Source organism: Pseudomonas sp. ABC1 (assembly GCF_013395055.1).
GTDB lineage: Bacteria > Pseudomonadota > Gammaproteobacteria > Pseudomonadales > Pseudomonadaceae > Stutzerimonas.
Map to the genome: position 1 here is coordinate 3,506,159 of NZ_CP058349.1, position 25,828 is coordinate 3,531,986.

23 protein-coding genes are annotated in these 25,828 nt (G+C 61.8%); 16 read left to right on the forward strand and 7 right to left on the reverse strand.

Features of this window, described 5'->3' with window-relative positions; genetic code table 11:
• Positions 1-29 precede the first annotated feature (29 nt).
• The 4 genes from HW090_RS15360 (at position 30) to HW090_RS15375 (ending at position 4,181) form a co-directional block, all read left to right on the forward strand.
• Positions 30-977: an SDR family oxidoreductase gene (locus HW090_RS15360; RefSeq protein ID WP_179114339.1), complete on the forward strand. Its 948-nt coding sequence runs from the start codon at positions 30-32 to the stop codon at positions 975-977.
• A gap of 3 nt (positions 978-980) precedes the next feature.
• Entirely contained in the window at positions 981-1,529 is a 549-nt protein-coding gene (locus tag HW090_RS15365; RefSeq protein WP_179114340.1) for a sugar transferase, read from the forward strand.
• 68 nt (positions 1,530-1,597) lie between these two features.
• Positions 1,598-2,047 (forward strand): hypothetical protein, encoded by a 450-nt coding sequence (locus tag HW090_RS15370; protein WP_179114341.1) that lies wholly within the window; start codon positions 1,598-1,600, stop codon positions 2,045-2,047.
• 136 nt (positions 2,048-2,183) lie between these two features.
• Complete coding sequence (locus HW090_RS15375) at positions 2,184-4,181, forward strand: polysaccharide biosynthesis protein (protein WP_373416401.1); 1,998 nt, start codon at positions 2,184-2,186, stop codon at positions 4,179-4,181.
• A 35-nt stretch (positions 4,182-4,216) separates the two neighbouring features.
• Here HW090_RS15375 and HW090_RS15380 read toward each other — a convergent pair whose 3' ends face one another.
• Complete coding sequence (locus HW090_RS15380) at positions 4,217-5,605, reverse strand: hypothetical protein (RefSeq protein WP_179114343.1); 1,389 nt, start codon at positions 5,603-5,605, stop codon at positions 4,217-4,219.
• A 285-nt stretch (positions 5,606-5,890) separates the two neighbouring features.
• On the opposite strand from HW090_RS15380, the gene lepA reads away from it, so the two are divergent.
• The 9 genes from lepA (at position 5,891) to HW090_RS15425 (ending at position 17,406) form a co-directional block, all read left to right on the forward strand.
• Positions 5,891-7,690: a translation elongation factor 4 gene (lepA, locus tag HW090_RS15385; RefSeq protein WP_179114344.1), complete on the forward strand. Its 1,800-nt coding sequence runs from the start codon at positions 5,891-5,893 to the stop codon at positions 7,688-7,690.
• A gap of 1 nt (position 7,691) precedes the next feature.
• On the forward strand, positions 7,692-8,633 hold the full coding sequence (lepB, locus tag HW090_RS15390; protein WP_179114345.1) for a signal peptidase I: 942 nt from the start codon (positions 7,692-7,694) through the stop codon (positions 8,631-8,633).
• 116 nt (positions 8,634-8,749) lie between these two features.
• The gene (gene rnc / locus HW090_RS15395) at positions 8,750-9,439 is read left to right on the forward strand and encodes a ribonuclease III (protein ID WP_179114346.1); all 690 of its coding nucleotides are present in this window, start codon (positions 8,750-8,752) and stop codon (positions 9,437-9,439) included.
• A complete protein-coding gene (era, locus tag HW090_RS15400; RefSeq protein WP_179114347.1) occupies positions 9,432-10,328 on the forward strand; it encodes a GTPase Era in 897 nt (298 codons plus the stop codon). Before rnc ends, era begins: the two co-directional genes overlap by 8 nt.
• A 215-nt stretch (positions 10,329-10,543) precedes the next feature.
• Positions 10,544-11,242 carry a DNA repair protein RecO gene (gene recO / locus HW090_RS15405; protein ID WP_179114348.1) on the forward strand — a complete coding sequence of 233 codons (699 nt, stop codon included), beginning with the start codon at positions 10,544-10,546 and terminating at the stop codon, positions 11,240-11,242.
• Positions 11,235-11,975, forward strand: coding sequence for a pyridoxine 5'-phosphate synthase (pdxJ, locus tag HW090_RS15410; protein WP_179114349.1), 741 nt, complete (start codon positions 11,235-11,237; stop codon positions 11,973-11,975). Before recO ends, pdxJ begins: the two co-directional genes overlap by 8 nt.
• A 111-nt stretch (positions 11,976-12,086) precedes the next feature.
• Complete coding sequence (hrpA, locus tag HW090_RS15415) at positions 12,087-16,175, forward strand: ATP-dependent RNA helicase HrpA (protein WP_179114350.1); 4,089 nt, start codon at positions 12,087-12,089, stop codon at positions 16,173-16,175.
• Positions 16,176-16,221: 46 nt separating this feature from the next.
• Positions 16,222-16,845: a DUF998 domain-containing protein gene (locus HW090_RS15420; RefSeq protein ID WP_179114351.1), complete on the forward strand. Its 624-nt coding sequence runs from the start codon at positions 16,222-16,224 to the stop codon at positions 16,843-16,845.
• 33 nt (positions 16,846-16,878) lie between these two features.
• Positions 16,879-17,406, forward strand: coding sequence for a DUF3087 domain-containing protein (locus tag HW090_RS15425; protein WP_179114352.1), 528 nt, complete (start codon positions 16,879-16,881; stop codon positions 17,404-17,406).
• Between the two features lie 35 nt (positions 17,407-17,441).
• On the opposite strand, the gene HW090_RS15430 is transcribed toward HW090_RS15425, so the two are convergent.
• The 4 genes from HW090_RS15430 to cysP form a co-directional block, all read right to left on the reverse strand.
• Complete coding sequence (locus tag HW090_RS15430; protein ID WP_179114353.1) at positions 17,442-18,893, reverse strand: SulP family inorganic anion transporter; 1,452 nt, start codon at positions 18,891-18,893, stop codon at positions 17,442-17,444.
• 38 nt (positions 18,894-18,931) lie between these two features.
• A complete protein-coding gene (gene cysW / locus HW090_RS15435; protein ID WP_179114354.1) occupies positions 18,932-19,759 on the reverse strand; it encodes a sulfate ABC transporter permease subunit CysW in 828 nt (275 codons plus the stop codon).
• A complete protein-coding gene (gene cysT / locus HW090_RS15440; RefSeq protein ID WP_179114355.1) occupies positions 19,756-20,604 on the reverse strand; it encodes a sulfate ABC transporter permease subunit CysT in 849 nt (282 codons plus the stop codon). Before cysT ends, cysW begins: the two co-directional genes overlap by 4 nt.
• Before the next feature lie 327 nt (positions 20,605-20,931).
• Positions 20,932-21,945, reverse strand: a complete 1,014-nt coding sequence (gene cysP, locus HW090_RS15445) for a thiosulfate ABC transporter substrate-binding protein CysP (protein WP_179114356.1) — start codon at positions 21,943-21,945, stop codon at positions 20,932-20,934.
• Positions 21,946-22,155: 210 nt separating this feature from the next.
• On the opposite strand from cysP, the gene HW090_RS15450 reads away from it, so the two are divergent.
• Complete coding sequence (locus tag HW090_RS15450; protein WP_179114357.1) at positions 22,156-22,566, forward strand: DUF6491 family protein; 411 nt, start codon at positions 22,156-22,158, stop codon at positions 22,564-22,566.
• Positions 22,567-22,570: 4 nt separating this feature from the next.
• Here the strand turns inward: HW090_RS15450 and HW090_RS15455 are convergent, their stop codons facing one another.
• On the reverse strand, positions 22,571-23,065 hold the full coding sequence (locus HW090_RS15455; protein ID WP_179114358.1) for a SprT family zinc-dependent metalloprotease: 495 nt from the start codon (positions 23,063-23,065) through the stop codon (positions 22,571-22,573).
• Between the two features lie 292 nt (positions 23,066-23,357).
• Positions 23,358-23,957, reverse strand: a complete 600-nt coding sequence (locus HW090_RS15460; RefSeq protein ID WP_179114359.1) for a Yip1 family protein — start codon at positions 23,955-23,957, stop codon at positions 23,358-23,360.
• A gap of 283 nt (positions 23,958-24,240) precedes the next feature.
• On the opposite strand from HW090_RS15460, the gene ttcA reads away from it, so the two are divergent.
• Both ttcA and HW090_RS15470 read left to right on the forward strand, forming a co-directional pair.
• Complete coding sequence (ttcA, locus tag HW090_RS15465; RefSeq protein ID WP_179114360.1) at positions 24,241-25,065, forward strand: tRNA 2-thiocytidine(32) synthetase TtcA; 825 nt, start codon at positions 24,241-24,243, stop codon at positions 25,063-25,065.
• A 49-nt stretch (positions 25,066-25,114) separates the two neighbouring features.
• A complete protein-coding gene (locus HW090_RS15470) occupies positions 25,115-25,786 on the forward strand; it encodes a DNA-3-methyladenine glycosylase I (RefSeq protein ID WP_179114361.1) in 672 nt (223 codons plus the stop codon).
• Positions 25,787-25,828 lie beyond the last annotated feature (42 nt).

A 25,828-nucleotide genomic window follows, 5' to 3' on the forward strand; every position in this document is an offset into this window, starting at 1 on the left:
GGAGCGTTAACAGGACTATAAAATTTTCAATGGCCGAAATCATACTGACCGGAGCAAACGGTTTCGTTGGCTCGCAATTGTTTTTCGAACTCAAGCGCGTCGCCAGTTTCCAAGTTGTCGGGTTGTGCCGTCGTTTGCCGCAAGGTGCGAACGAACTGGGGCTCTACCCTGTGGGGGATTTGCAGCAGGCTGATCTCTCTGCCCTGCTTCCTGGAGTGAATGTGCTGATCCACGCCGCCGCCCGCGCCCATATCATGAAGGGCGAAGGGGCCGATCCCTTGGCCGAGTATCGCTGTGTAAATGTTGACGGCACCTTGAACTTGGCGCGCCAGGCAGTCGCTGCTGGCGTTAAACGCTTTATCTTTATCAGTTCGATCAAGGTCAATGGCGAGGGTACGCTTTTAGGATCACCCTATGATGCCAGCGATGCACCTGCCCCTAAGGATGCTTATGGACAATCCAAGCTGGAAGCCGAGCAGGGCTTGATGCAGTTGGCTAGCGGAACTGGTATGGAGGTGGTGATTATTCGTCCCCCGCTGGTATATGGTCCGGGAGTCAAGGGTAATTTTGCCAGCATGATCAAGCTGGTCGAAAAGGGGTTGCCGTTACCTTTCGGCGCCATTTACAACAAGCGTTCGCTGGTCGGCATCGACAACTTGGTTGATTTGATCATCCGTTGCATCGATCATCCTGCCGCCGCTAATCAAGTATTCCTGGCAGGTGATGGTGAGGACCTGTCCACCAGCGAACTGCTGCGTGGCGTAGGCCTGGCGATGGGTAAACCTGCGCGGCTTATTCCAGTGCCGGCTGGCCTGCTGCACTTTGGCGCGACCTTGCTGGGTAAGGGGGCGATAGCCCAACGGCTGCTGGGCTCATTGCAGGTGGACATTAGCAAAGCCTGCGAGCTACTAGAGTGGAAACCACCCTATACGGTGCAAGAGGGGCTGCAGCGCTGTTTTACAACTGGAAAGGACTGACTTGTGATCCGTTTATTTGATATTTCCTTCTCTATACTCGGACTGGTTTTTGGCTTTCCGATATTTCTGATTATTTATGTTGTCGGTCTGTTTGATACGGGGTCTCCCTTGTTCCGGCAAGAGCGTGTCGGTCGTCATCAGAAACCCTTCACATTGGTGAAGTTCCGCACGATGAAGGTCGATACGGCTTCGGTTGCCAGCCATCTTGCATCCACCTCATCTATTACCCGGTTGGGTGGTTTTCTGCGCAAGACCAAGCTGGATGAGCTGCCACAACTGTGGAACGTACTCAAAGGGGAGATGAGCCTGGTAGGGCCGCGTCCTGGTTTGTTCAACCAGGACGAGTTGACGCGAGAGCGCAGTGCCCGTGGGGTTTTTGATGTACGTCCCGGAATTACAGGGCTGGCTCAGGTAAGCAATATAGATATGTCGACGCCAGCGTTGCTCGCTGAGACGGACCAGAAGATGATCCAGAGCCTGACGGTAGCTGATTATTTCAAGTACATCTTGATGACAGTTGTCGGCAGAGGGGCTGGTGACAGGGTTAAGTGAGTGCTCATTGCAGTTACATAACGTTGTGCTGAAATTCAATTCCTATACTCAGTGGTTTGGATCGTTCGATGAAAATCATTGTCATGGCGCTGGCCGCTTTCACGCTCCTGGGCTGCGAGCAGGAGCCGCAGGCGAAACGTCCGATCGTCTGGAAGGCTGCGCCTTTCCAGAGTTGGGGGACGGGTGTGGTCAAGCAGTATGCCGAGGCCGGGCGTGTGGGGGAGGCGCCGTTCGTTGGCGCGGTGGTCGACCAGGGGACGCAGCAAAAGGAGGGCGCGACCTACGAGCAGGTCACCGTTGAGTCCCGCGCTGGGCGGATGCTGGTCGAGGCTGATCTGTTCGCTCTGTTGGTCAAGGGTGGCTACAGCCGCCGGGTCGTCAGTGAGGGGGCGGGTGTGTTCGTGGTCGAGTACATCAAGTCTGGCGATGTGACCATCCACGGAGCGTTTCACGAATTGCCGGGCAAAGCCGATGCGGCGCGTTCACGTGTCGTATTGAGTTGGAAGATCGCAGGCTAGCGCTTGCTTGCATAGGACGTGCGTCTGAACGCTCGGCGTTGTGATTTCTGGTGCGCACGGCGCACCCTACGTGCGGGCGTCAGCGATTTTTCAGGGTTTTCTTGAGGGTTCTGTTTTGTTGAGACTTGCCGAGAAGCTGCGTGAGCGACTGATCAAGCTGCCGCGCCGCTACAAGCGAATACTCCAGGTGTTCGTGGATATTTTCCTCGTATGGGCCGCGCTCTGGCTAGCGTTCGTCGTACGTCTCGGTGATGCGAAGGATATTGATGTCTTCGGCACTCACATCTGGCTGTTCGCGATTGCTCCGGTGATCGCGATCCCTTTGTTCGTACGCTTTGGCATGTACCGGGCGGTGATGCGCTACCTGGGCAACGATGCCCTGCTGGCCATCGTCAAGGCGGTGTCTATTTCCGCGCTGCTGCTCGCATTGGCCATCTACTGGTATGGCGACGACGCGCCCAAGCCGATGCCGCGCTCGATGGTCTTCAATTACTGGTGGCTGAGCATCTTTTTGATCGGTGGCCTGCGCCTGGCCATGCGTCAGTACTTCATGGGGGATTGGTTCGATCCTGAGTCGGTGCTGAGGTTCAAGGGTAAAGAGGCGCGCCTGCCTCGGGTAGCGATCTATGGTGCGGGGGCCGCGGGCAATCAGTTGGTGGCGGCGCTGCGCTTGGGGCGTCTGATGCGACCGGTTGCCTTTATCGATGATGACCCGGGCCTTTACAACCGTGCCATCGCCGGGCTGCGGGTGTATTCAGCCAAGCATATCCAGCAGATGATCGACGAAAGCGGTGCCGACGAGATCTTGCTGGCGATCCCGTCGGCAACCCGCGCGCGGCGGCGTGAGGTGCTGGAGACGCTGGAGCCTTTCCCGCTGCATGTACGTAGCGTGCCCGGCTTCATGGACCTGGCCAGTGGCCGGGTCAAGGTCGAGGATATTCAGGAAGTGGATATCGGCGACCTGCTCGGGCGTGAGCCCGTGCCGCCTCAGCAGGCGCTGTTTGAGGGTTGCATACGTGGCAAAGTGGTGATGGTCACGGGGGCGGGCGGCTCCATCGGTTCGGAGCTTTGCCGGCAGATTCTGTTGAACAAGCCTCGTACGCTGCTGCTGTTCGAACACAGTGAATACAACCTCTACAGCATCCAGATGGAGCTCGAGCGGCGTATTGCCCGGGAGTCCCTGGCGGTGCGCCTGGTGCCGATCCTGGGGTCTATCCGCAATCCTCAGCGGCTGCTGGACGTGATGGGCAGTTGGGCGGTCGAGACGATCTACCATGCGGCGGCCTACAAGCATGTGCCCATGGTCGAGCACAACGTAGCCGAAGGTGTACTGAACAATATCCTTGGCACCCTGCATACGGCCCAGGCTGCCTTGCAGGCCGGTGTCGCCAACTTCGTGCTGATTTCCACCGACAAGGCGGTGCGCCCGACCAATGTGATGGGCAGTACCAAGCGTGTTGCCGAGATGATCCTGCAGGCGTTGAGCCATGAGCCGGTACCGGTGCTGTTCGGTGCGGATGATTCGGTGCATCACGTCAACAAGACCCGTTTCACCATGGTGCGTTTCGGCAATGTGCTGGGTTCATCGGGGTCGGTGATCCCGCGTTTCTACCAGCAGATTCGGCGCGGTGGGCCGGTGACGGTGACACACCCGAAGATCACCCGTTATTTCATGACCATTCCCGAAGCGGCGCAGTTGGTCATCCAGGCAGGTTCCATGGGGCAGGGCGGGGATGTCTTCGTGTTGGACATGGGGCAACCGGTCCTTATCGCCGACCTGGCGGAGAAGCTGGTGCACCTGTCCGGCATGAGCGTTCGTTCGGAGCAGAACCCGCGCGGCGATATCGCCATCGAGTTCACCGGATTGCGTCCTGGCGAGAAACTCTATGAAGAGCTGCTGATCGGCGACAACGTCAGCCCGACCGATCACCCGATGATCATGCGTGCCAGCGAGGAACACTACTCGTGGGATACGCTCAAGGACGTTATCAGTGGATTGCTCGCAGCGCTCAAGGATGATGATTACCCGAAGGTACGACTGCTGCTGCGCGAGGTGGTCAGCGGTTATACGCCGGAAGGGGAGATCGTCGACTGGGTTTACCAGCAGCATCGTAGTGTTACAAAGCTAGAGTGAGCATAACCCGGCCCCTGCGGAAGGGGCCGGGTGGCTTAGTCTGGTTTTGAGCAGGTCGTGAGTGCCTTGGCCAGTTGTTCCTGAGCCGACTCAAGCGTCGCTACCGTCGTTTCATTCAGGGCTAGGCTCTGTTTGCTTATGGGTAGTTCTCCGCAGCCTTTGAGGGCCACCAGCTTCCTGGCGAAATAGCTGAAAGCCTCTTGATTCAGAGCGGTGTCTTGATAGTCCTGTCCGCAGACTTGGACTATGGCTTGTTTTTCCTGGCTACTCCCGGATTTCTGGCTTGCCAGATAGGCGCACTGCAGGGACTCTGCGATGGTCCGGGCTTCAAGGCTTTTCACTGCCTCGGGTGTGTCGGCTCTGGTCAGCCCGCTTATTGATTTCAGAACTTTGAGAAAGCTTGCTTCGCGTGATATCTCGGTGGCCATGCGTTTCGAAATGTCCTGTACGTCCTGCGGGGATTTTGCATTTGCTATTTTCTCTTGCAAGGCGTTGAGGTCCAGGTCTGGGGTCATATCGATCGTGCCAAGGTTTTTGCCTATGGTGACGATGAAATAATTAAAGTCCGGTTGCTCGTCCTGCCCGTCTTGGCCTTTCTGTTTTTTCTTTTTCAGGCGACCTTCTTTTTCGTTGTATTGGTAATTTTCCCAGTTAATGGGCGTACTTCTGTCCGCGTGCCTGCTGAATACAAGGTCGCCTTCCATCAGGACAGGTAATGCATAGTTTTTTGTACCGTCCGAGGGGACGAATGTTGCTTGATAGCGGCCAATTACATCGTCTGCATTGGAGCCGATCAGGGCATCGCCAATCCGGTTCAGGCTATTTAGAAGCCTGCTCGCGCCCGTGACGGGAAGTTCTGAACCTAGGCTCGCGACCGTCTGTAGCATGCCTTTGAAGCGTTTGTTTTCCTCTTGGTCCAGCTCTATCACCGTAAGCTCTATGGTCAAAGGGTTGCCATTCCAGCGTATCGGGCCATAGATTGGATTGAATGAAAAGTTGAGCATCTGCCCCGCATATACATCATCGGAGTAATAGATCAGTCGGCCGTTCGTGCCTGCATTTACATTGGTTGCCGTGTTTTTCCCTTCGTATACATTGGCGACAATGGCGATCTGGCCACGTGGATAAGACCGTGGATCGGTGATGGAGGCCAGGTTGTTTTCTGCTCTCTCGAACCAACTGCTGGAGAACCAGTGTATATAGGCGCTTTTCAGGCTGATGGATATGAAGTCCTGAGACTCGAAAGTGCTACCGGTGGCTTTCTTCAGGTATTTTCCACTGAACGTTGTTGATTCCGCCCCAGGGGGCTGTGTGATGACGCTGTAGTCACCCGCGCCTTCGAAGGTATTGCCAAACTTGGTTGCACCACAGCCGGATAGTGCAATGCAGCCCGCGTATATTCCAAGTCGTACCATGACGTTCATTTTTCTCTCCATGTCTTTTCTTTTGTCCTGTGCCTGCTCACGGGGTGTTCAAGGCGCTCTACCCCGGGTAGCTGAGCGGGCGATCTTCAGGTTAGTGGCTCTATGCCATTGTGCAAGTAAGGCCATGGCCGGCCGGGGCAGGGGTTCCTCCGATGGCTATCGCCCAGGCGTGGTTGGCAGCCTGATGAGGCTGCGGCGGGCGTGGCGCGGTAAAAGGCGATCAGTTAAACTCCCCGGCTATTTTCGGCGGGCATTCTGCCTGTGACCTTTTCGAGTGCTAGAGCTGTGAGTGACCTGAGTCATATCCGCAATTTCTCCATCATTGCCCATATCGATCATGGCAAATCGACCCTGGCCGACCGTTTCATCCAGATATGCGGGGGCCTGAGCGAACGTGAGATGGCCGCGCAGGTACTGGACTCGATGGACCTCGAACGCGAGCGAGGCATCACCATCAAGGCCCACAGCGTCACGCTGCACTACCCTGCCCAGGACGGCAGGACCTATCAGCTCAACTTCATCGACACTCCCGGTCACGTCGACTTCACCTACGAGGTGAGCCGCTCCCTGGCCGCCTGCGAAGGTGCGATCCTGGTGGTGGATGCCGGGCAAGGTGTCGAGGCGCAGTCGGTAGCCAACTGCTACACCGCCATCGAGCAGGGGCTGGAGGTCATGCCCGTGCTGAACAAGATGGACCTGCCCCAGGCCGAGCCGGAGCGGGTCAAGGAAGAGATCGAACACATCATCGGCATCGACGCTACCGACGCAGTGGCGTGCAGCGCCAAGAGCGGCATGGGTGTGCTTGACGTGCTGGAGCACCTGGTCAAGGTCATCCCGGCCCCCGAAGGCGAGATTGATGCGCCGCTGCAGGCGCTGATCATCGATTCCTGGTTCGATAACTACCTGGGTGTGGTCTCGCTGGTAAGGGTCAAGCATGGTCGGGTGAAGAAGGGCGACAAGATTCTCGTCAAGTCCACCGGCAAGCTGCATCAGGTCGACAGCGTCGGTGTCTTTACGCCGAAGCACACGGAAACCGCCGATCTGAAAGCTGGTGAAGTCGGCTTCGTCATCGCCGGTATCAAGGACATCCACGGTGCGCCGGTGGGCGACACCCTGACGCTCTCCAGCACGCCGAACGTCGAAGTCCTGCCGGGTTTCAAGCGTATTCAGCCGCAGGTCTATGCCGGCCTGTTCCCGGTCAGCTCGGACGACTTCGAGGACTTCCGCGAGGCGCTGCAGAAGCTGACTCTCAATGACGCCGCCCTGCAATACGAGCCGGAAAGCTCCGATGCCCTTGGCTTCGGTTTCCGTATCGGCTTCCTCGGCATGTTGCACATGGAGATCATCCAGGAGCGTCTGGAGCGCGAGTACAACCTCGACCTGATCACCACTGCGCCGACCGTCGTCTATGAGCTGAAGCTGAAGAACGGCGAGACGATCTACGTCGATAACCCGTCCAAGCTGCCGGACCTGTCCTCCATCGAGGACATGCGCGAGCCGATCGTGCGCGCCAATATCCTCGTGCCGCAGGACCACCTGGGCAACGTCATCACCCTCTGCATCGAGAAGCGCGGTGTGCAGCGCGACATGCAGTTCCTTGGTTCGCAGGTACAGGTCAGCTACGACCTGCCGATGAGCGAGGTGGTGCTGGACTTCTTCGACCGCCTGAAGTCGGTCAGCCGTGGCTATGCGTCGCTGGACTACAGCTTCGAGCGCTTCCAGTCAGCCAACCTGGTCAAGCTGGACGTGCTGATCAACGGTGAGAAGGTCGATGCCCTGGCGCTGATCGTGCACCGTGACAACTCGCACTACAAAGGTCGTGCCCTGACCGAGAAAATGAAGGAACTGATCCCTCGCCAGATGTTCGATGTCGCGATCCAGGCGGCCATTGGTGGGCAGGTGGTCGCACGCACCACGGTCAAGGCACTGCGCAAGAACGTCCTGGCCAAATGCTATGGCGGTGACGTAAGCCGTAAACGCAAGCTGCTCGAGAAACAGAAGGCGGGCAAGAAGCGCATGAAGCAGGTCGGCAGTGTGGAAATTCCACAGGAAGCCTTCCTCGCGGTCCTGAAGGTGGATAGCTGATATGTCGTTCAATTTCCCGCTCATTCTGGTCATCCTCGTTGCCGTCTGTGGCGCCCTGGCGCTGCTCGACCTGTTGTTCTTCGCGCCTCGTCGACGCGTGGCGGTCGAGCAGTTCGAGCGCGAGATCGCCGAGGTGGAGGCCAAGGCCGCTCAGGCTGCCGCCGATGCCCCGGAAAAGGATGCCCTCGTTCTGGAAGCTGAAGCCGCTGCCAGGGCCGAGTCCCAGGCACAGGCGCTGGCGGTGCTCAATCGCGAGCCGACGCTGATCGAGTTCGGCAAGTCCTTTTTCCCGGTACTGGCGATCGTGCTGGTGCTGCGCTCCTTCCTGGTCGAGCCGTTCCAGATTCCATCCGGTTCGATGATTCCGACTCTTGAGGTCGGCGATTTCATCCTGGTCAACAAGTTCGCCTATGGCATCCGCCTGCCGGTGGTGGATACCAAGGTCATCGAGGTCAGCGACCCGGCACGCGGCGATGTCATGGTGTTCCGCTATCCGGTCGACCCGAGCGTCAACTACATCAAGCGTGTGGTCGGGCTGCCGGGGGATGTGGTGCGTTACACCAGCGACAAGCGTTTGTACGTCAATGACCAGTTGGTGGCCGAGACACTGGTCGGCGAGGAGCCGGGCAGCCTGGGCAGTGCGCAGCTTTACCAGGAACGCCTGGGCCAGGCCGAGCACTTGATCCGCAAGGAAATGAAGCGTTACCGGATCGAGGCCGAGCGGCAGTGGACAGTACCTGCCGGGCACTATTTCATGATGGGTGACAACCGCGACAACTCCAACGATAGCCGCTACTGGGAGAGTGTGACCGGTGAGCCGGAAATGGCCGGCATGGTGCCGGATCACAATATCGTCGGTAAGGCGTTCGCGGTGTGGATGAGTTGGGAGTCGCCCAAGTTGAGCACTCTGCCGTCCTTCTCCCGCGTCGGGCTGATCCACTGATCCCGATGCGTTGTCGCAGGTCGTCGCTTTACCCGAGTGATGAGAAACGCGAGGACCTCCGACCGGCAATCCCGGCCGGAGGCATGTTTTGATCGGAATTATCGCCTAAGGATGCCGTGAGCAATTCGTTGAGCCGTCTCGAGCGCAAGCTCGGCTATCACTTCAAGGATCAGGAACTGATGCTCCTGGCCCTGACCCATCGCAGTTACGCTGGCCGCAACAATGAGCGGCTGGAGTTTCTCGGCGATGCCATTCTCAATTTCGTCGCCGGCGAAGCTTTGTTCAAGCACTTCCCGCAAGCGCGCGAAGGGCAGTTGTCGCGCCTGCGTGCCCGGCTGGTCAAGGGCGAGACGCTGGCCGTGCTGGCGCGAGGCTTCGAACTGGGCGACTACCTGCGACTCGGCTCTGGTGAGCTGAAGAGCGGTGGTTTTCGCCGCGAGTCGATCCTGGCCGATACGCTGGAAGCCCTGATCGGCGCCATCTACCTGGACGCTGGCATGGAGGCCGCGCGAGACCGCGTGCTGGCCTGGCTGGCCAACGAGTTGCAGGGGCTGACGCTGGTGGACACCAACAAGGACCCGAAGACCCGTTTGCAAGAGTTCCTGCAATCGCGCGGTGGCGAGTTGCCCAAGTACGAGGTGGTGGATATCCAGGGTGAGCCACATTGCCGGACGTTCTTCGTCGAGTGCCAGGTGGTATTGCTGAACGATAAGACACAGGGGCAGGGCGCCAGTCGGCGCATCGCCGAACAGGTTTCCGCGGCAGCCGCACTGGTTGCCCTCGGCGTGGAGAACACCAATGACTGATGCACCCGTGAGCCGTTGTGGCTATGTCGCCATCGTGGGCCGGCCGAACGTCGGCAAGTCGACGCTGCTCAACCATATCCTCGGGCAGAAGCTCGCGATCACCTCGCGCAAGCCGCAGACCACGCGGCACAACATGCTCGGCATCAAGACCGAGGGCGATGTGCAGGCGGTCTACGTCGACACTCCAGGGCTGCACAAGAATGGCGAGACCGCGCTCAATCGCTACATGAACCGCACGGCGTCCTCGGCCCTGAAGGACGTGGACGTGGTGATCTTCGTGGTCGACCGCAACCGCTGGACCGACGAGGACCAATTGGTGCTTGAGCGTGTGCAGTACGTCGAAGGGCCGCTGATCGTGGCAGTCAACAAGGTCGATCGCCTCGACGAGAAGGGTGATCTGCTGCCGCACCTGGAATGGCTGGCCACGCAACTGCCCAAGGCCGAGATCGTGCCGGTTTCTGCCCAGCACGGGCAGAATCTGGAAGTGCTGGAGCAACTGGTGGCCGAGCGCCTGCCGGAGAGCGAGCATTTCTTTCCGGAAGACCAGATCACCGACCGCAGCAGCCGCTTCCTGGCTGCCGAACTGGTTCGGGAAAAGGTCATGCGCCAACTGGGGGCCGAGGTGCCTTACCAGATCACCGTGGAGATCGAGGATTTCAAGCAGCAGGGCCATGTGCTGCATATCCATGCGCTGATCTTGGTGGAGCGCGACGGGCAGAAGAAAATCATCATTGGCGACAAGGGCGAGCGCATCAAGCGCATTGGCCAGGAAGCGCGCAAGGACATGGAGGTGCTGTTCGACTCCAAGGTCATGCTCAACCTCTGGGTCAAGGTCAAGGGCGGCTGGTCCGACGACGAACGCGCACTGCATTCGCTGGGTTACAACTGACGCAGAATGCTCCCGCTTTTGCTCCCTCTCCCGCGTGCGGGAGAGGGCTGGGGAGAGGGTAAAAAGACGCACAACCCTCTCCCCCGCCCCCTTCTCCCATAAATGGGAGAGGGGAGAAAAGCTAGTAAGCGGGGACCCAGCAGCGGTATCGGATCGTGCGGTTTTCCATCGGTATACCCGCCCGCATGGCGTAGGGCGGCATTCCAGGCGGCTCAATGAACACAGCGCTCGTCCCTGCCTTCGTCCTGCATAGCCGGCCCTACCGCGAAAGTAGCGCGCTGGTGGACTTCCTCACGCCACAGGGCCGCTTGCGTGCAGTCCTGCGCGGTGCGCGAGGCAAGGCGGGAACCCTGGCCCGTCCCTTCATTGGCCTGGAGGTCGAGTTTCGCGGGCGCCACGAACTGAAGAACGTCGCCCGTATGGAGCCTGCGGGTGTCGCCCACTGGCTGGAAGGCGACACGCTGTTCAGCGGGCTTTACCTCAACGAACTGCTGACACGCCTGCTGCCGGCGGAAGATGCCCACCCCGAGCTGTTCGACCTGTACCGTGACAGCCTGCTGGCGTTGGCGGCGCGGCGACCGCTGGAGCCGTTGCTGCGGGCGTTCGAGTGGCGTCTGCTGTGCGAGCTGGGCTACGGTTTCGCGCTGGACCAGGATATCCACGGCCAACCCGTCGAGGCGGAAACCTTCTACCGCTTGCAGCCAGAGGCGGGTTTCGAGGCGGTTTTCCAGTTCCAGCCGGGTCTGTTCAAGGGCGCTCTGTTACTCTCGATGGCCGAGGCGGACTGGTCCAGCGAGGGCGCCCTGGGCGCGGCCAAGCGCCTGATGCGCCAGGCGCTGGCGCCCCATCTTGGCGGACGGCCACTGGTCAGCCGCGAACTGTTCATGTCTATCAAGGAGTCACCCCGTGGCTGAAGCCAGAACCATCCTGCTCGGTGTCAATATCGATCACGTCGCCACCCTGCGCCAGGCGCGTGGCACGCGTTACCCGGACCCGGTCAAGGCCGCGCTGGATGCCGAACAGGCGGGCGCCGACGGCATCACCGTGCACCTGCGCGAAGACCGCCGGCATATCCAGGACCGCGACGTGCGGGTGCTGCGCGAAGTGCTGCAGACGCGGATGAATTTCGAGATGGGCATCACCGAGGCGATGCTGGCGTTCGCCGAGCAGATTCGCCCGCAACATGCCTGCTTCGTCCCCGAGACCCGCCAGGAGCTGACCACCGAGGGCGGCCTGGATGTGCTGGCGCAGGAGACACGCGTGGCTGCGGCGATCGAGCGCCTGGCGCGGCTGGACTGCGAAGTCTCGCTGTTCATCGACCCCGAACCGGCGCAGATCGAAGCGGCGCGGCGCCTGGGCGCTCCGGCCATCGAACTGCACACCGGGCGCTACGCCGACGCCGAAACGCCGCAGGCACAGGCCGCTGAACTGGAGCGGATTCGCCAGGGCGTGGCACTGGGGCGTGAACTGGGGCTGGTGGTCAATGCCGGTCATGGCCTGCATTACCACAACACCCAGGCCATCGCCGCACTGGAGGGCATCAACGAACTGAACATCGGCCACGCCATCGTCGCCCATGCGCTGTTCGTCGGTTTCTCCCAGGCGGTGCGCGAGATGAAGGCGCTGATCATCGCCGCCCGCGCCTGACGTATCGCTTATTTCGCCGTATGGCCCCTCTCCCCTGACCCTCTCCCCGAGGGGAGAGGGGGAAAGCGGAATGCGGCAACCTGTTGATTGTGTATTTCCCCGCGGATCACCATGACTGAAGCCACACCCGCCAACGAGGCCCCGCTCGACACTCAGATCGACAGCCTGCTGAACAACCTGCTCCAGGTGTCGAGCGGCGACCGTCATCGCCTGCGCCGCCAGTTGCTGGAACTGCGCAAGAAGCCGGACCCGGTGCGTCTGGCGCAGTGGCTGGAGCGCTTCGAGCGCTCGCGGGCCAAGGTCGAGGCGCGGCGCCAGAGTGTGCCGCCGATGCGTTACGACGACAGCCTGCCGATCGCTGCCAAGCGTGAAGAGATCAAGGCTGCACTTCGTGAGCATCAGGTGCTGGTGATCGCCGGGGAAACCGGCTCGGGCAAGACCACCCAGTTGCCGAAGATCTGCCTGGAACTCGGGCGCGGCGTGCATGGGCTGATCGGCCATACCCAGCCGCGCCGCCTGGCGGCGCGCAGCGTGGCAACCCGTGTGGCCGAGGAAATCGGTACGCCACTGGGCGAGCTGGTGGGCTATCAGGTGCGTTTCGAGGACCAGAGCAAGGACAGCACCCTGGTCAAGCTGATGACCGACGGCATCCTGCTCGCCGAGACCCAGCATGACCGCTATCTGGAACGCTACGACACGATCATCGTCGACGAAGCCCACGAGCGCAGCCTGAACATCGACTTCCTGCTCGGCTACCTGAAAACCCTGCTGCCGCGCCGCCCGGACCTCAAGCTGATCATCACCTCGGCGACCATCGACCTCGAGCGTTTCAGCCGGCATTTCGGCGATGCGCCGATCATCGAGGTGTCCGGCCGTACCTACCCGGTGGACACCTGGTATCGCCCGCTGTCGCAGGAAGTGGACGAGGAGGGCAACCGCGTCGAGGACGACCTGACCGTGGACCAGGGCATCCTCGCCGCGCTGGAGGAGATCGCCGCCCACGAGCGCAGCGTCGGCCAGCGCCCGGGGGACGTGCTGGTGTTCCTGCCCGGCGAGCGCGAGATTCGTGATGCCGCCGAGGTGCTGCGCAAGGCCAACCTGCGCTTTACCGAGGTGCTGCCGCTGTATGCGCGGCTGACCCCGGCGGAGCAGCAAAAGATCTTCAAGCCGCTGCCGGCGCGCAAGATCGTGCTGGCGACCAACGTCGCCGAGACCTCGCTGACGGTGCCGGGCATTCGCTATGTGATCGACAGCGGCACGGCGCGCATCAGTCGCTACAGCTACCGCGCCAAGGTGCAGCGCCTGCCGGTTGAGGCGATTGCCCAGGCCAGCGCCAACCAGCGCAAGGGCCGCTGCGGGCGGGTAGAGCCGGGTATCTGCATCCGCCTCTACAGCGAGGAGGATTTCCTCGGACGTCCGGCGTTCACCGATCCTGAGATCCTGCGCACCAACCTGGCGGCGGTGATCCTGCAGATGTTGCACCTGCGCCTGGGCCGCATCGAGGATTTCCCCTTTATCGAGCCGCCGGATGGTCGCGCCATCAGCGATGGCTTCAACCTGTTGCAGGAGCTCTCGGCGGTCACCCGCGAGGGCGAACTGACCGCCCTTGGCCGACAACTGGCGCGCCTGCCGATCGACCCTCGGTTGGGTCGCATGCTGCTGGAAGGCGTGCGCCTGGGCAGCCTGGACGAGTTGCTGATCATCGCCAGTGCGCTGTCCGTGCAGGACGTGCGCGAGCGGCCGCTGGAGCGCCAGCAGGCCGCCGACCAGGCCCATGCGCAGTGGAAGGATCCGGACTCCGATTTCGCCGCGCTGATCAATATCTGGCGTGGCTTCGAAGAGCAGCGCCAGGTACTCGGCAGCAACGCTCTGCGCAGTTGGTGCCGCAAGAACTTCCTCAACTACCTGCGCCTGCGCGAATGGCGCGATGCACACCGGCAACTGGTGCTGATCGCCCGTGAGTTGAGGTTGGGCGGTGCCCCCGCGCGCGATGGGCAGCGCCAAGGCGCCGCGCCGTCGGTAGGACGGGTTGAGCGCAGTGATACCCATGCAGCCCGTCAACCGACCCAGGACAGCAAAGACACCAGGGTCAACGCCATTGCCCGCCAGCAGGCCGAGGCCGGCGAAGCGGCGCAGCGTGCGCGCAGCTATGCCGCCGTGCACCAGGCGATTCTCTCCGGGTTGCTCAGTCAGATCGGCCAGAAGACCGAGGAGGGTGACTACCTCGGCGCTCGCCAGCGACGCTTCCGTGTGCATCCGTCCAGTGTGCTCGGGCGCAAGAAGCCTCAGTGGATCATGGCGGCGGAACTGGTGGAGACCACCCAGCTGTTCGCGCGCATCGTCGCCCGTATCGAACCGGAATGGATCGAGCCGCTGGCCGGCCACCTGATCAAGAAAAACCACTTCGAGCCGCACTGGGAGAAGAAGCGCGGCCAGGTGGTGGCCTACGAACAGATCACCCTCTACGGCCTGATCATCGTCGGTCGGCGTCCGGTGCACTACGGTGCGGTCGACCCGGTGGTCTCCCGCGAACTGTTCATCCGCGAAGGACTGGTGCGTGGCGAGATGCGCAGCCAGGCCAAGGCGCTGAGCGCCAACCGTGCCCTGCTGGAGCGTCTTGACGAACTGGAAGCCAAGGCCCGCCGCCGCGACATCCTCGCCGACGAGGAAACCCTCTACGCCTACTACGCGGCGCGCCTGCCGGACGACATTTGCCAGGTCGCCCGTTTCGAGAGCTGGTACAAGCGTGAAAGCGCCCACAACCCGCAGTTGCTGATGATGACCGAGGCTGATGTATTGGCCCGCGACGCCAGGGAAGTGACGGCGGCGCAGTATCCTGACCAGTTGCAGCTCGGTGAACTGCAACTGCCGCTGAGCTATCACTTCGAGCCGAACCACCCGCGCGACGGGGTGACGATTCGTGTACCGGCACCGCTGTTGCCGCAGTTGCCCGCCGAGCGCCTGGCCTGGCTGGTGCCGGGTTTGCTGGAGGCCAAGTGCGTGGCATTGGTGCGCAACCTGCCCAAGGCTTTGCGCAAGAATTTCGTGCCGGTGCCGGATTTCGTCCAGGCGGCCCTGGAGCGGGTGAGCTTCGGCAATGGTTCGCTGACCCAGGCATTGGGCCAGGAGCTGTTGCGCATGACCGGGGCGCGGGTGCCGGATGACGCCTGGCAGGAGGCCGAGCGGCAGCTCGACAGCCACCTGCGGATGAATATCGAGGTGGTCGACGGTGACGGCAAAGGCTTGGGAGAGGGACGCGAACTGTCCGAGCTGACGGCGCGTTTCGCCGCCGATGGCCGCATTGCGTTGGCCACGCCCGGCAAGCGCACCAGCGAGGAGCGGGTGCAGGCCGAGGCCTTCGCGCCTGTGCAGCAGCAGGCGCAACACAAGGTCGCTGGGCTGTCGATGACGGTCTATCCGGCTCTGGTGGAAGAGAAGGGCGAGGTCCATCAGGGACGCTTCCCGACCCGTGCCGAGGCTGATTACCAGCACCGCCGTGCCTTGCAGCGCCTGCTGTTGCAGCAACTGGCCGAGCCGGCCAAGTACCTGCGCAGCCGGCTGCCCGGATTGACCGAGCTTGGCCTGCTCCATCGCGAACTGGGTCGGGTGGAGGCGCTGGTCGAGGACATCCTGCTGGCCAGCCTGGACACTTGTATCCTCAGCGACCTTGATGAACTGCCCCGCGACGGTGGTGCACTGGCCGCCATCGCCGAACGCCGGCGTGGTGACTGGAGTGAGCAGGCCGGGCAACTGGCACGACTGGTGCTGGAGACGCTCAAGCTGTGGCATGGCCTGCAGAAGCACTTCAAGGGCCGCATCGACCTGGCCCAGGCGGTGGCGTTGAACGATATCAAGCAGCAACTGGCGAACCTGGTCTATCCGGGCTTTGTGCGCGATACGCCGATCGAGTGGCTGAAGGAGTTTCCGCGCTACCTCAAGGCCATCGAGCAACGCCTGGAAAAGGTCGGTTCGCAGGTGCAGCGGGACCGTGTCTGGGCAGGTGAGTTGAGCGCCTGCTGGCAGCAATACCAGACGCGCCTGGAAAAACAGGCGAAGGAAGGTCGACGCGATGCTGAGCTGTATCAGTACCGCTGGATGCTGGAGGAGTACCGTGTCTCGCTGTTCGCGCAGCAATTGGGCACGAAGATGCCGGTATCCGAGAAACGCCTGAGCAAACAATGGGCAAGCGTCGAGGCGTGACAGGCCAGGTGGCCATTCGATGCATGAACGATAACGAGGGGGATGCATGCGCAGATACGGTTTTATCGCGGGGATTCTGATTCCATTCTGGCTGGCGCTCGGGGTCATGCTGGCCGGTGCGCTGTACCCCGGTTACAGCCATGTGAACCAGGCCATGAGCGAACTGGGTGCGTTGGGCGCGCCCACCCATGGCTTTTCTCCGCTGATCAACAACTACCCCCTCGGCGTGTTGTTCGTCCTCTTCGGCGTGGCGCTGTGGTTGCAGTTCGGCAATCTCCTGGCGCGTACGACGGCCGTGCTCGTCATGCTGCACGGGCTGGCCAGCTTGGCCACGGGCTATTACGCATGTGATGTCGGGTGCTCGCTGGAGCAGCCGTCGAGCAGCCAGAACCTGCACAACCTGGCCGGTTTCGTGATGTTCCTGAGCCTGCTGCTGGCGAGTTTCATCTGGATCTTCCTGGCGCAGAAACTGCTCGGCAGCCGGGTGTTGAGCCTGCTGTCGGTGGCGGCGGTGATGCTGGCGGTGCTGACCATGCCGCTGATGGCTCAGGCCGTCGAGGCCGGAGAGGGCTTCGGGTTGTACCAGCGGCTCAACTATGGCGCACAGGTGCTGTGGGTGGCCGCCCTGGCGCTGTGCGCCTGGACGCATTCCCGGCCTGTGCCGGCCTGAACCGTACTGATCGTCTGCGAGGAGACAACTGCCGTGACGCTTTTCGAAATCCAGCCGATGGAGCCACAGCGCTACCGGCAACAGACACGCCGCATCACCTTGCTGGTGGTTGTCATCTTCGCTGCCCTGGGGCTGGGTTTGTCGACCCTGGCGGTGCAACTGTTCGGTACGCCGGAGGGCGATAACTTCCGCTTGAATGTGGCTGGCGTGCTGGTCGGGCTACTGGCGAGCATCCTGTTGATCCGCTTCGTATTCTGGCCGCGTCCGTGGATGGCGCCCGCCGTGTATGGCTGGCGCCTCAAGCGCAGCCTGATGCGCGTCACCAACCGGATGCACCTTGTCCGGCAGGCGGTGGCCGCGGATGATCCCTCGGCGATGAAACTGCTGCGTTTCTACCACCTCGGGGTGATCCAGATGTGCAGCCTGGACGGCAACCCCAATGGCCTGGACAACATGGTGCACGAGATCGACCGCCACCTTGAGCACATGCTGCGCCTTGGGCTGGAGCCGGAGCAGAATCGGCTCGAAGGCGAATGGCTGGAAGCGCTCAAGGGGATGTAAGGCGCCTCGTGCGAGCTTGGTGCGCATGGCGCACCCTACGACTCCCCGGCCTTGACGCCTGCACGGCGCAGCAACTGGCGGCAGCGCTCCGAGAGGTGGATGACTCGCAGTTGCTTGCCCGCCTTGGCATAGCGCTCGCGCAGGGTCTTCAAGGCGGCGATGGCCGAATAATCGACGAAGCTCAGGTGGCGGCAGTCCAGCGTGACCTGTTGCGGGTCGGCATGGCTGTCGAACAGGCTGAGGAACTGGGTGGTCGAGGCGAAGAACAGCGTGCCGTGCACCGTGTAGACCTTGCAGCCATCGGCCTCCTGATGGGCGTCGGCATAGAGGTCGCGGGCCTGCTGCCAGGCGAAGTTGAGCGCCGCGATGACGATGCCGCAGAGCACGGCGGTGGCCAGGTCGGTGAAAACGGTGATCAGGGTGACGGCGATGATCACCAGGCCATCCTGGGCCGGCACCTTGCGCAGGGCATTCAGCGAGGCCCAGGCGAAGGTGCGCTGGGCCACCACGAGCATCACGCCGACCAGCGCCGCCAGTGGTATGGCCTCGATCAGTGGCGACAGAAACAGCACGAAGGCAAGGATCATCAGGCCGGCGACAGCGCCCGAAAGCCGCCCGCGTCCGCCTGACTCCAGGTTGATCATGGTCTGGCCGATCATCGCGCAGCCCCCCATGCCTCCGAACAGCCCCGAGGTGATGTTGGCGGCGCCGAGGGCCAGGCACTCGCGGTTGGGGTGGCCACGGCTTTCGGTGATTTCGTCGGTGAGGTTGAGGGTCAGCAGGGTTTCCAGCAGCCCGACCAGTGCCATCAGCGTGGCGTAGGGGGCGATGATGGCCAGGGTCTGCAGGTTCCAGGGAATGTCCGGCAGTTGCGGGCGTGGCAGGCCGCCGGCGATCTGCGCCATGTCGCCGAGGGTGCGCGTCGGCAGGTCGAGGGCGTAGGTCAGCAGGCCGACACTGACGATGGCGGCCAGGGCGGAGGGAATGGCACGGGTCAGCCGGGGCAGCAGGTAGACGATGGCCATGGTCAGCGCCACCAGGGCCAGCATGGTCTGCAAGGCCGTGCCGTCGAGCCAGTGATGTTGCGCCTTGAAGTGCTCCAGCTGCGACAACGCGATGACGATGGCCAGGCCGTTGACGAACCCGAGCATCACCGGGTGCGGCACCATGCGCACCAGCTTGCCCAGGCGCAGCGCGCCGAACAGCAGCATCAGCGCGCCGCCGAGCAGCACCGTGGCCAGCAGGTACTGTGCGCCGTGCTGTACGACGAGGGCGACGATCACCACCGCCATCGAGCCGGCCGCGCCTGACACCATTCCGGGACGGCCGCCGAACAGCGCGGTCAGGGTGCAGATGATGATCGCCCCATACAGCCCCATCAGCGGGTTGACCTGGGCGACCAGGGCGAAGGCGATGCACTCGGGCACCAGGGCGAAGGACGTGGTGAGTCCGGCCAGTGCATCGGTACGCAGGCGGGCGATAGTCATGGGAATTCCGAGGGGTTCGTGCAGCGCGCGCGGAGGGATCAGCCCTCGGCGCGACTCATGTTGACGCGCTGGCGCCATTCCATCCAGGTCTTCAGCAGCAGCGTGAACAGCGCCATGCAGGCCAGCAGCGCGGCGGCGGTGAAGGCGGCGGCAGGCTTGTAGTCGTTGTTCAACTGGTCCACCAGCAGCGGCAGGGTCAGGGTCTGGTTGAGGATGGTGCCGGACACCACCGACACCGCGCCGAACTCGCCGACCGCCCGTGCATTGCTCACCACCACGCCATACAGCAGCGCCCACTTGATATTGGGCAGGGTGACGTGGCGGAAGATCTGCCAGCCGTTGGCGCCCAGGCACAGCGCCGAGACTTCCTCGGCGTCGCCCTGGGATTGCATGACCGGGATCAGGATGCGCGCCACGTAAGGCGCGGTGACGAATACGGTGACCATGACGATGCCCGGCCAGGCGAACATCAGTTGCATGCCGTTATCGTAGAACCAGCGTCCGATGGCGCTTTCCAGCCCGTACACGACCAGGTAGCAGAGGCCGGCGACCACTGGCGACACGGCGTAGGGAATGTCCACCAGGGTGGTCAGCAGCTTGCGTCCGCGAAAGTCGTAGTGGGTCACGCACCAGGCCAGCAGGATACCGAACACCAGGTTGAGCGGCACGGTCAGCGCCGCCACCAGCAGGGTCAGGCCGATGGCGTGCAGCATGTAGTCCTGCGCGAGGTTGTCCGCCAGCAGCGCCCAGCCGCCGCTGAGGGCCTTGCTGAAGATCAGTGCCAGCGGGGTCACCAGCAGCAGCGCGACCAGGCCGAGGCCGAGGGTGATCAGCAACCACTGGTGCCAGGAGTCGGGTTTTTTCATTTGCCTTGCCGCTGCCATTTGAAGATACGTCCCTGCAACACTTGCAGGCTGAAGAGCATGAACAACGAGGCCAGCAGGATCACCGATGCGATAGCTGCCGCCGCCGGGTAGTTGAACTCCTGCAGGCGGACGAAAATCATCAGGGACGAGACTTCGGTCTTGAACGGGATATTGCCGGCGATCATGATCACCGCGCCGAACTCGCCCAGGCTGCGGATGAAGGATTGCGACGCGCCGGTGATCAGCGCTGGCGCCAGGCTCGGCAGCACCACGTAGAAGAACGTCTGCAACTTGTTGGCGCCCAGGGTGCTGGCCGCTTCTTCGTATTCGCTGCCCAGGCTTTCCAGCACTGGCTGCACGGTGCGCACCACGAATGGCAGGCTGGTGAAGACCATGGCGATGAGGATGCCGGGGTAGGCGTAGGCGATCTTGATGCCCAGCCCGTCGAACCACTGGCCGAGCCAGCCGCCGGGCACCAGCAGGGTCGCCAGGGTCAGGCCGGCGACCGAGGTGGGCAGGGCGAACGGCAGGTCCACCAGTGCGTCCACCAGGCGGCGGCCGGGGAAGTCATAGCGGCTGATGATCCAGGCGATCAACAGGCCGATCAGCACGGCGGCGATGGTGGAGTAGAAGGCGCCGCTGACCGTCACCTTGTAGCTCTGCACCACCCGAGGGTCGCTGATGGCCTGCCAGTATTGCGCCCAGCTCATGTCGCTGACATACAGCAACAACGCCGACAGCGGGAACAGGATCACCAGCGACAGGTAGAAGACACTGAAGCCGAAGCTCAGGCCGAATCCCGGCAGAAGCGGGTTCTGCAGGAAGAAAGAAGGGGTTTTGCTCACACGCCAGTCCTTGAAAACGCAGACCGCCGCGCGAGGCGGCAGTTTAGGGTCTGTTGACGTTTCGCCGCGACCGCGCCGGCGCCTGTTTTTACACGAGGCAAGGCGCGAGATGCGAAGTTTGGTGGGCCAAATGAGCCATCGAGTAAAGCAGCCTCGTGTAAAAACAGGCTCGGCCCTTCGGGTTGTGCGAGAAATAGCCCCCGCTGTCGTTGCAGGACTTGGCAAGGGAGTGACCATTGCCAAGTCCTGCGCCTAATCGGGGGCTATTTCTCGCGACAACGCGGCTTGCGTCGAAACGTCAACAGACCCTAAGGTTTTTCTGCCGGATCAGCGGCCGCTGGCCAGCAACTGGTCAAGGATACCATTGCCGTCGAAATGCTTGGCAGTGATATCGTCCCAGCTACCCAGCACTTCGGTCGGGTTGATCAGGCGGATCGCGGGGAACTGCGCCTTGGTCGCCGCGACCACTTCCGGGTGGTGCACACGGTAGTTGTAGGTCGTCAGCAGTTGCTGGATGTCCTTGCTGTACTGGAACTTCAGGTATTCGGTCGCCACTTCTCGGGTGCCTTTCTCGTCGACCACCTTGTCCACCACGGCGACCGGGAACTCGGCCAGTACGCTGACCGGCGGCACCACGACTTCGAACTCGCCAGACTTGAATTCCTCGCCGTTGGCGATGTTGACCACTTCCGATTCGAAGGTCAGCAGCACGTCGCCCTGGCCGTTCTGGGCGAAGGCCACGGTGGCGCCACGGCCGCCGGTGGGGAAGTTCTCGACGTTGTGCAGGACCTTGCCGACGAATTCCTTGATCTTGCCTTCGTCACCCTTGAAGGCTTCGTTGGCGTAGAGCCAGGCGCCCAGGTAGCTGTAGCGGGCGTTGCCGGAGGTTTTCGGGTTGGGGAAGACTAGCTTCACGTCCGAACGGGCCAGGTCGTCCCAGTTCTTGATGCCCTTGGGATTGCCTTTGCGCACCAGGAAGGCGGTGGTGCTGTAGTAGGGCGAGCTGTTGTTGTCGAACTGCTTGGCCCAGTCGGCGCGCACCAGGCCACGCTTGGCGAGGATGTCCACGTCGGTGACCTGGTTGAAGGTCACGGTGTCGACCTTCTTGCCCTGGATGATGTCCTGGGCCTGGCGCGAGGTGCCGGCGAACGACTGGTCGATCTTCTGTTCCTTGCCGGTCTGTGCTTTCCAGTGGGCGACGAATTTCGGGTTGATCTCGGCGAAAAGCTCGCGGGCGATGTCATACGAGGCATTCAGGATCGGCTTTTCCGCTGCAAGCGTGGCAGCGCTGCTGAACAAGGCAGTGGCAACGGCGGATGCCAGAAGGAGTTTCTTGAGCATGGTATTGGCTTTCCTTGATGATTGAGCGGATCGGACCCTAGCCGATATGGGGAATGGATATAACCCCCGTGCATGTATCGGTGTGTGCAGTCTGCTCAGATTGCTTATTCTTTAAAAGAATTGTTTTTTCATATTTTTATGCTTTTTTGAATTTAACCCTCGATGTAAACAGTCTAGCGGCGGCATCTGGTTCGCCACGGGAGGTTGAAGATGCGTGGTCCGGGATCGGTAGTGTTCTTTGCATTGTTCGCGCTGCTGGGCGCATGCGGTACGTCGGTGATTCGCGATGAGTCGTTGCCGCTGGAGGAGCGACTGGCCAGGCTGGACTACCGGCAGGGCAAGGTGCTCGACTCGATCCAGCGTTATGACATCGACGGCTGGCAGTACCTGGACAAGTCGCACCTGATTCTGGGGGGTGGACCGCGTGGTGCCTACCTGATCGAGTTCTCCAGTCCTTGCCGCAATCTGGCGTTCAGCAATCGGATCGGCTACAGCACCACGGTCGGCGCGCTGAGCCGGTTGGACCGCATCGTCTCCAGCGATGGCAGCGGTTTTCCCGAACACTGCCTGATTGGCAACATCTATCGCCTGGAGCGTATCGACAAGAAGTCCAGGGAGTGATGCCTTACTCCAGGCGCTGTAGCCCGCTGAACAGCAATTGCGCCTTGCAGGTGCGGCACAGGTAGCGCCGTCCCTTCGCCACCAGGGCGTGGCGTTGCGCGGTGAAGGCGAAGTCCCGTGAGGGGCAGTTGCAGTTATAGATGTAGCAGGTCGCCGGAGTGCGCTTGACAGCATAGGAGTGGCAGCGGTCTGGCGGCAGTTCGTAGACACCCAGCATGATCTGCTGCCACTCCTCGCCGTGGGGCTTGATGCCAGGACCGAACAGTTGATGGGCGATCAGGTGGGCGACCTCGTGGGGCACGGTCTGCCGGAGAAAGTGCTCACTGTTTTCCAGGTACAACTGCCGGTTGAAGCGCAGCAGGTTGTCATGCAGGTGAGCGACTCCCGCTTTTTGTCCACGCAGCTTGAGGCTCACCTCCGGGCGGGTGAAGCACCTTGCGAAGAAGTCTTCCGCCAGCTTGTAGCAGCTCTCGACGCGGGCTTGAATCTGTTCCGGCATGTTTCCCTCCGACTGAGGGGCGATTATGCCAGCCACTGTCAGGCTATGGAGGAAAAGCCGAAGAACCTGTTCACGATCTGCTACGCGTCGGTCCTGCTGCGTTAAAAACAGGCTCGGAATGCTCATTTACAACTCGTAAACTCCGCTTGATTCGCTTTGCTCACCTTGTGGGCCAGCCTGCGGCTGTTACTCCGCTACGCTACGTTTCTCGCCTGTTTTTGCCTTGCAGTCCTCTAGCTCGCGAGATCGTGAGCAGGTTCTAAGCCAGGAAGGCCTGGCTTCGGCAAGAGGATCAACTGGTGTAGACCGGGCCTACGCCCAGGCTCCAGATGATGACCGAGGCGGCAATGATGCTGACCAGCACCACCAGCCCCGCCGCCAGTACCGAGCTGGAGAACAGGAAGCCTTCGTCGCGGGGAATACCCATGAAGGTCGGCAGCCCGACATACAGCAGGTAAGCGGTGTAGCTGACTGCCGCCGTGCCCGCCAGCAGGCCCAGCCACAGGTGTGGGTAGAGCGCCGCCAGGCCACCGATGAACAGCGGCGTCGCGGTGTAGCCGGCGAAGACGATGCATTGGCCCAGGGACGGACTGGCACTGTAGGTGCGCGCCATCCAGTGGATGAAGCGACCCATCACGGCGATGCCGATCAGCATGGTCAGGTAGGACAGCAAGGCCAATGGCAGGGCGCTGGCCTGGGTCAGCCGCACCGGATCGCCACCGGCGATGCTCCAGCCGAGTTGTGTGGTGCCGATGTAGGCGGAGAGGGGAGGAATGGCGGCGAGCAGCAGGATATGGCTGAGGTACAGACGGCTGACGGTCTGCCTTTCGTTGCTGATGTCACGCCATGCCTGGCCCGGATGTGCGAACAGACCCCATACGTGATTGATCATGTCAGTCTCTCCTCTGTGGTGAAGCGCGGGGCTCGATACGTTGGTTCAACTTGTTTACGACTTTAGTTCAGAGTCTAGGCGCGCACGTTGAGTTCGCCAGGAAGGGCGCGGCAGACGGCTGCAAAGCTGTTGCCTGATATTGCGAAGACCGCGCTTTTCCCCCTCTCCCGCCTGCGGGAGAGGGCCGGGGAGAGGGTAGAAAAGCATCATGCGATTGCTCTGCCTGCTGCCCGCGCTTTGCGCGTAAAATGCGCGGCTTTGGCAATTATCCGGATTCCTCGACATGGGCAGCCTCTCGGTCAACCAGAACAAACTGCAAAAACGCCTGCGCCGCCTCGCGGGAGAGGCCGTCACCGATTTCAACATGATCGAGGAGGGCGACAAGGTGATGGTCTGCCTGTCTGGCGGCAAGGACAGCTACACCATGCTCGACGTGCTGCTGTACCTGCAGAAGGTCGCGCCGATCCGCTTCGAGGTGGTGGCGGTCAACATGGACCAGAAGCAGCCGGGTTTTCCCGAGCATGTGCTGCCTGAATACCTCAAGGGCCTGGGTATCGAGTACCACATCATCGAGAAGGACACCTACTCGGTGGTCAAGGAGAAGATCCCCGAGGGCAAGACCACCTGCTCGCTGTGTTCGCGCCTGCGCCGGGGTACGCTCTACACCTTCGCCGACGAGATCGGCGCGACCAAGATGGCCCTCGGGCATCACCGCGACGACATCCTGGAAACCTTCTTCCTCAATATGTTCTATGGCGGCACCCTCAAGGCGATGCCGCCCAAGCTGCTGTCCGACGACGGTCGCAACGTGGTGATCCGTCCGCTGGCCTACTGCAACGAGGCGGATATCGAGGCTTATTCACGCATCCGTGAGTTCCCCATCATCCCGTGCAACCTGTGCGGCTCGCAGGAGAACCTGCAGCGCCAGGTGGTCAAGGAGATGCTGCAGGAGTGGGAGCGCAAGTCGCCGGGGCGGACCGAAATCATGTTCCGCGCCTTGCAGAACGTGGTGCCCTCGCAACTAGCCGACCGCAACCTGTTCGACTTCCGCAGCCTGCGTATCGACGATAACGCCACGCCGCGCTTCGTCGATGTGATGAGTCTGTAGCCGCCACACGCTTGAAACGAAGGCTCACTGGCGCCGTCTGGAGGGAGTAATGCACGATTATCGCTGGCTTCACGAATACTGCCTGAATCGCTTCGGCTCCAGTGCCGAACTGGAGTCGCGGCTGCCTGTGCCGGCGAGCGCCGAGCATTTGCGTGCAGTGCCGGACGACCGCTACCTGTCGCTGATCGCGCTGCGCGTCTTCCGTGCCGGATTGAAGCACAGTGTGGTGGATGCCAAATGGCCGGCGTTCGAGGAGGTCTTCCATGGCTTCGATCCACAGAAGGTCGTGCTGATGGGCGCCGAGCATCTGGAGCGCCTGATGCAGGACACGCGCCTGATCCGGCACCTGGGCAAGCTCGCCAGCGTGCCGCGCAATGCCCAGATGGTGCTGGATGTCGTCAGGGAGAAGGGGCGCTTCGGCAATCTGCTGGCAGACTGGCCGGGAGAGGATATCGTCGGGCTGTGGCGCTACCTGTCACGCCATGGCAACCAGTTGGGCGGGTTGTCAGCGCCGCGCTTCCTGCGCATGGCCGGCAAGGATACCTTCGTACCTTCGGATGACGTGGTCGCTGCGCTCAAGGCCCAGGGCGTGCTGGACAAGGCGCCGACCAGCCAGCGCGACCAGGCCACCCTGCAAGCCGCCTTCAATCGGTTGCACGAGCAGAGTGGCCGTCCGCTGTGCCAGCTCTCCGCGATGCTGGCCTTTACCGTCAATCACTGAAGGTGCCGGTACCGCATGTGCACCGGCACATGGGGCGTGCTC

What these genes read in the sequence shown, in the direction of transcription:
- HW090_RS15360 (WP_179114339.1), top strand. Translation starts at nt 30, where the DNA reads ATGGCCGAAATCATACTGACCGGAGCAAACGGTTTCGTTGGCTCGCAA.
- HW090_RS15370 (WP_179114341.1), top strand. Translation starts at nt 1,598, where the DNA reads ATGAAAATCATTGTCATGGCGCTGGCCGCTTTCACGCTCCTGGGCTGC.
- HW090_RS15380 (WP_179114343.1), bottom strand. Translation starts at nt 5,605, where the DNA reads ATGAACGTCATGGTACGACTTGGAATATACGCGGGCTGCATTGCACTA.
- lepB (WP_179114345.1), top strand. Translation starts at nt 7,692, where the DNA reads ATGTCGTTCAATTTCCCGCTCATTCTGGTCATCCTCGTTGCCGTCTGT.
- era (WP_179114347.1), top strand. Translation starts at nt 9,432, where the DNA reads ATGACTGATGCACCCGTGAGCCGTTGTGGCTATGTCGCCATCGTGGGC.
- recO (WP_179114348.1), top strand. Translation starts at nt 10,544, where the DNA reads ATGAACACAGCGCTCGTCCCTGCCTTCGTCCTGCATAGCCGGCCCTAC.
- hrpA (WP_179114350.1), top strand. Translation starts at nt 12,087, where the DNA reads ATGACTGAAGCCACACCCGCCAACGAGGCCCCGCTCGACACTCAGATC.
- HW090_RS15420 (WP_179114351.1), top strand. Translation starts at nt 16,222, where the DNA reads ATGCGCAGATACGGTTTTATCGCGGGGATTCTGATTCCATTCTGGCTG.
- HW090_RS15430 (WP_179114353.1), bottom strand. Translation starts at nt 18,893, where the DNA reads ATGACTATCGCCCGCCTGCGTACCGATGCACTGGCCGGACTCACCACG.
- cysW (WP_179114354.1), bottom strand. Translation starts at nt 19,759, where the DNA reads ATGAAAAAACCCGACTCCTGGCACCAGTGGTTGCTGATCACCCTCGGC.
- cysP (WP_179114356.1), bottom strand. Translation starts at nt 21,945, where the DNA reads ATGCTCAAGAAACTCCTTCTGGCATCCGCCGTTGCCACTGCCTTGTTC.
- HW090_RS15450 (WP_179114357.1), top strand. Translation starts at nt 22,156, where the DNA reads ATGCGTGGTCCGGGATCGGTAGTGTTCTTTGCATTGTTCGCGCTGCTG.
- HW090_RS15455 (WP_179114358.1), bottom strand. Translation starts at nt 23,065, where the DNA reads ATGCCGGAACAGATTCAAGCCCGCGTCGAGAGCTGCTACAAGCTGGCG.
- HW090_RS15460 (WP_179114359.1), bottom strand. Translation starts at nt 23,957, where the DNA reads ATGATCAATCACGTATGGGGTCTGTTCGCACATCCGGGCCAGGCATGG.
- ttcA (WP_179114360.1), top strand. Translation starts at nt 24,241, where the DNA reads ATGGGCAGCCTCTCGGTCAACCAGAACAAACTGCAAAAACGCCTGCGC.
- HW090_RS15470 (WP_179114361.1), top strand. Translation starts at nt 25,115, where the DNA reads ATGCACGATTATCGCTGGCTTCACGAATACTGCCTGAATCGCTTCGGC.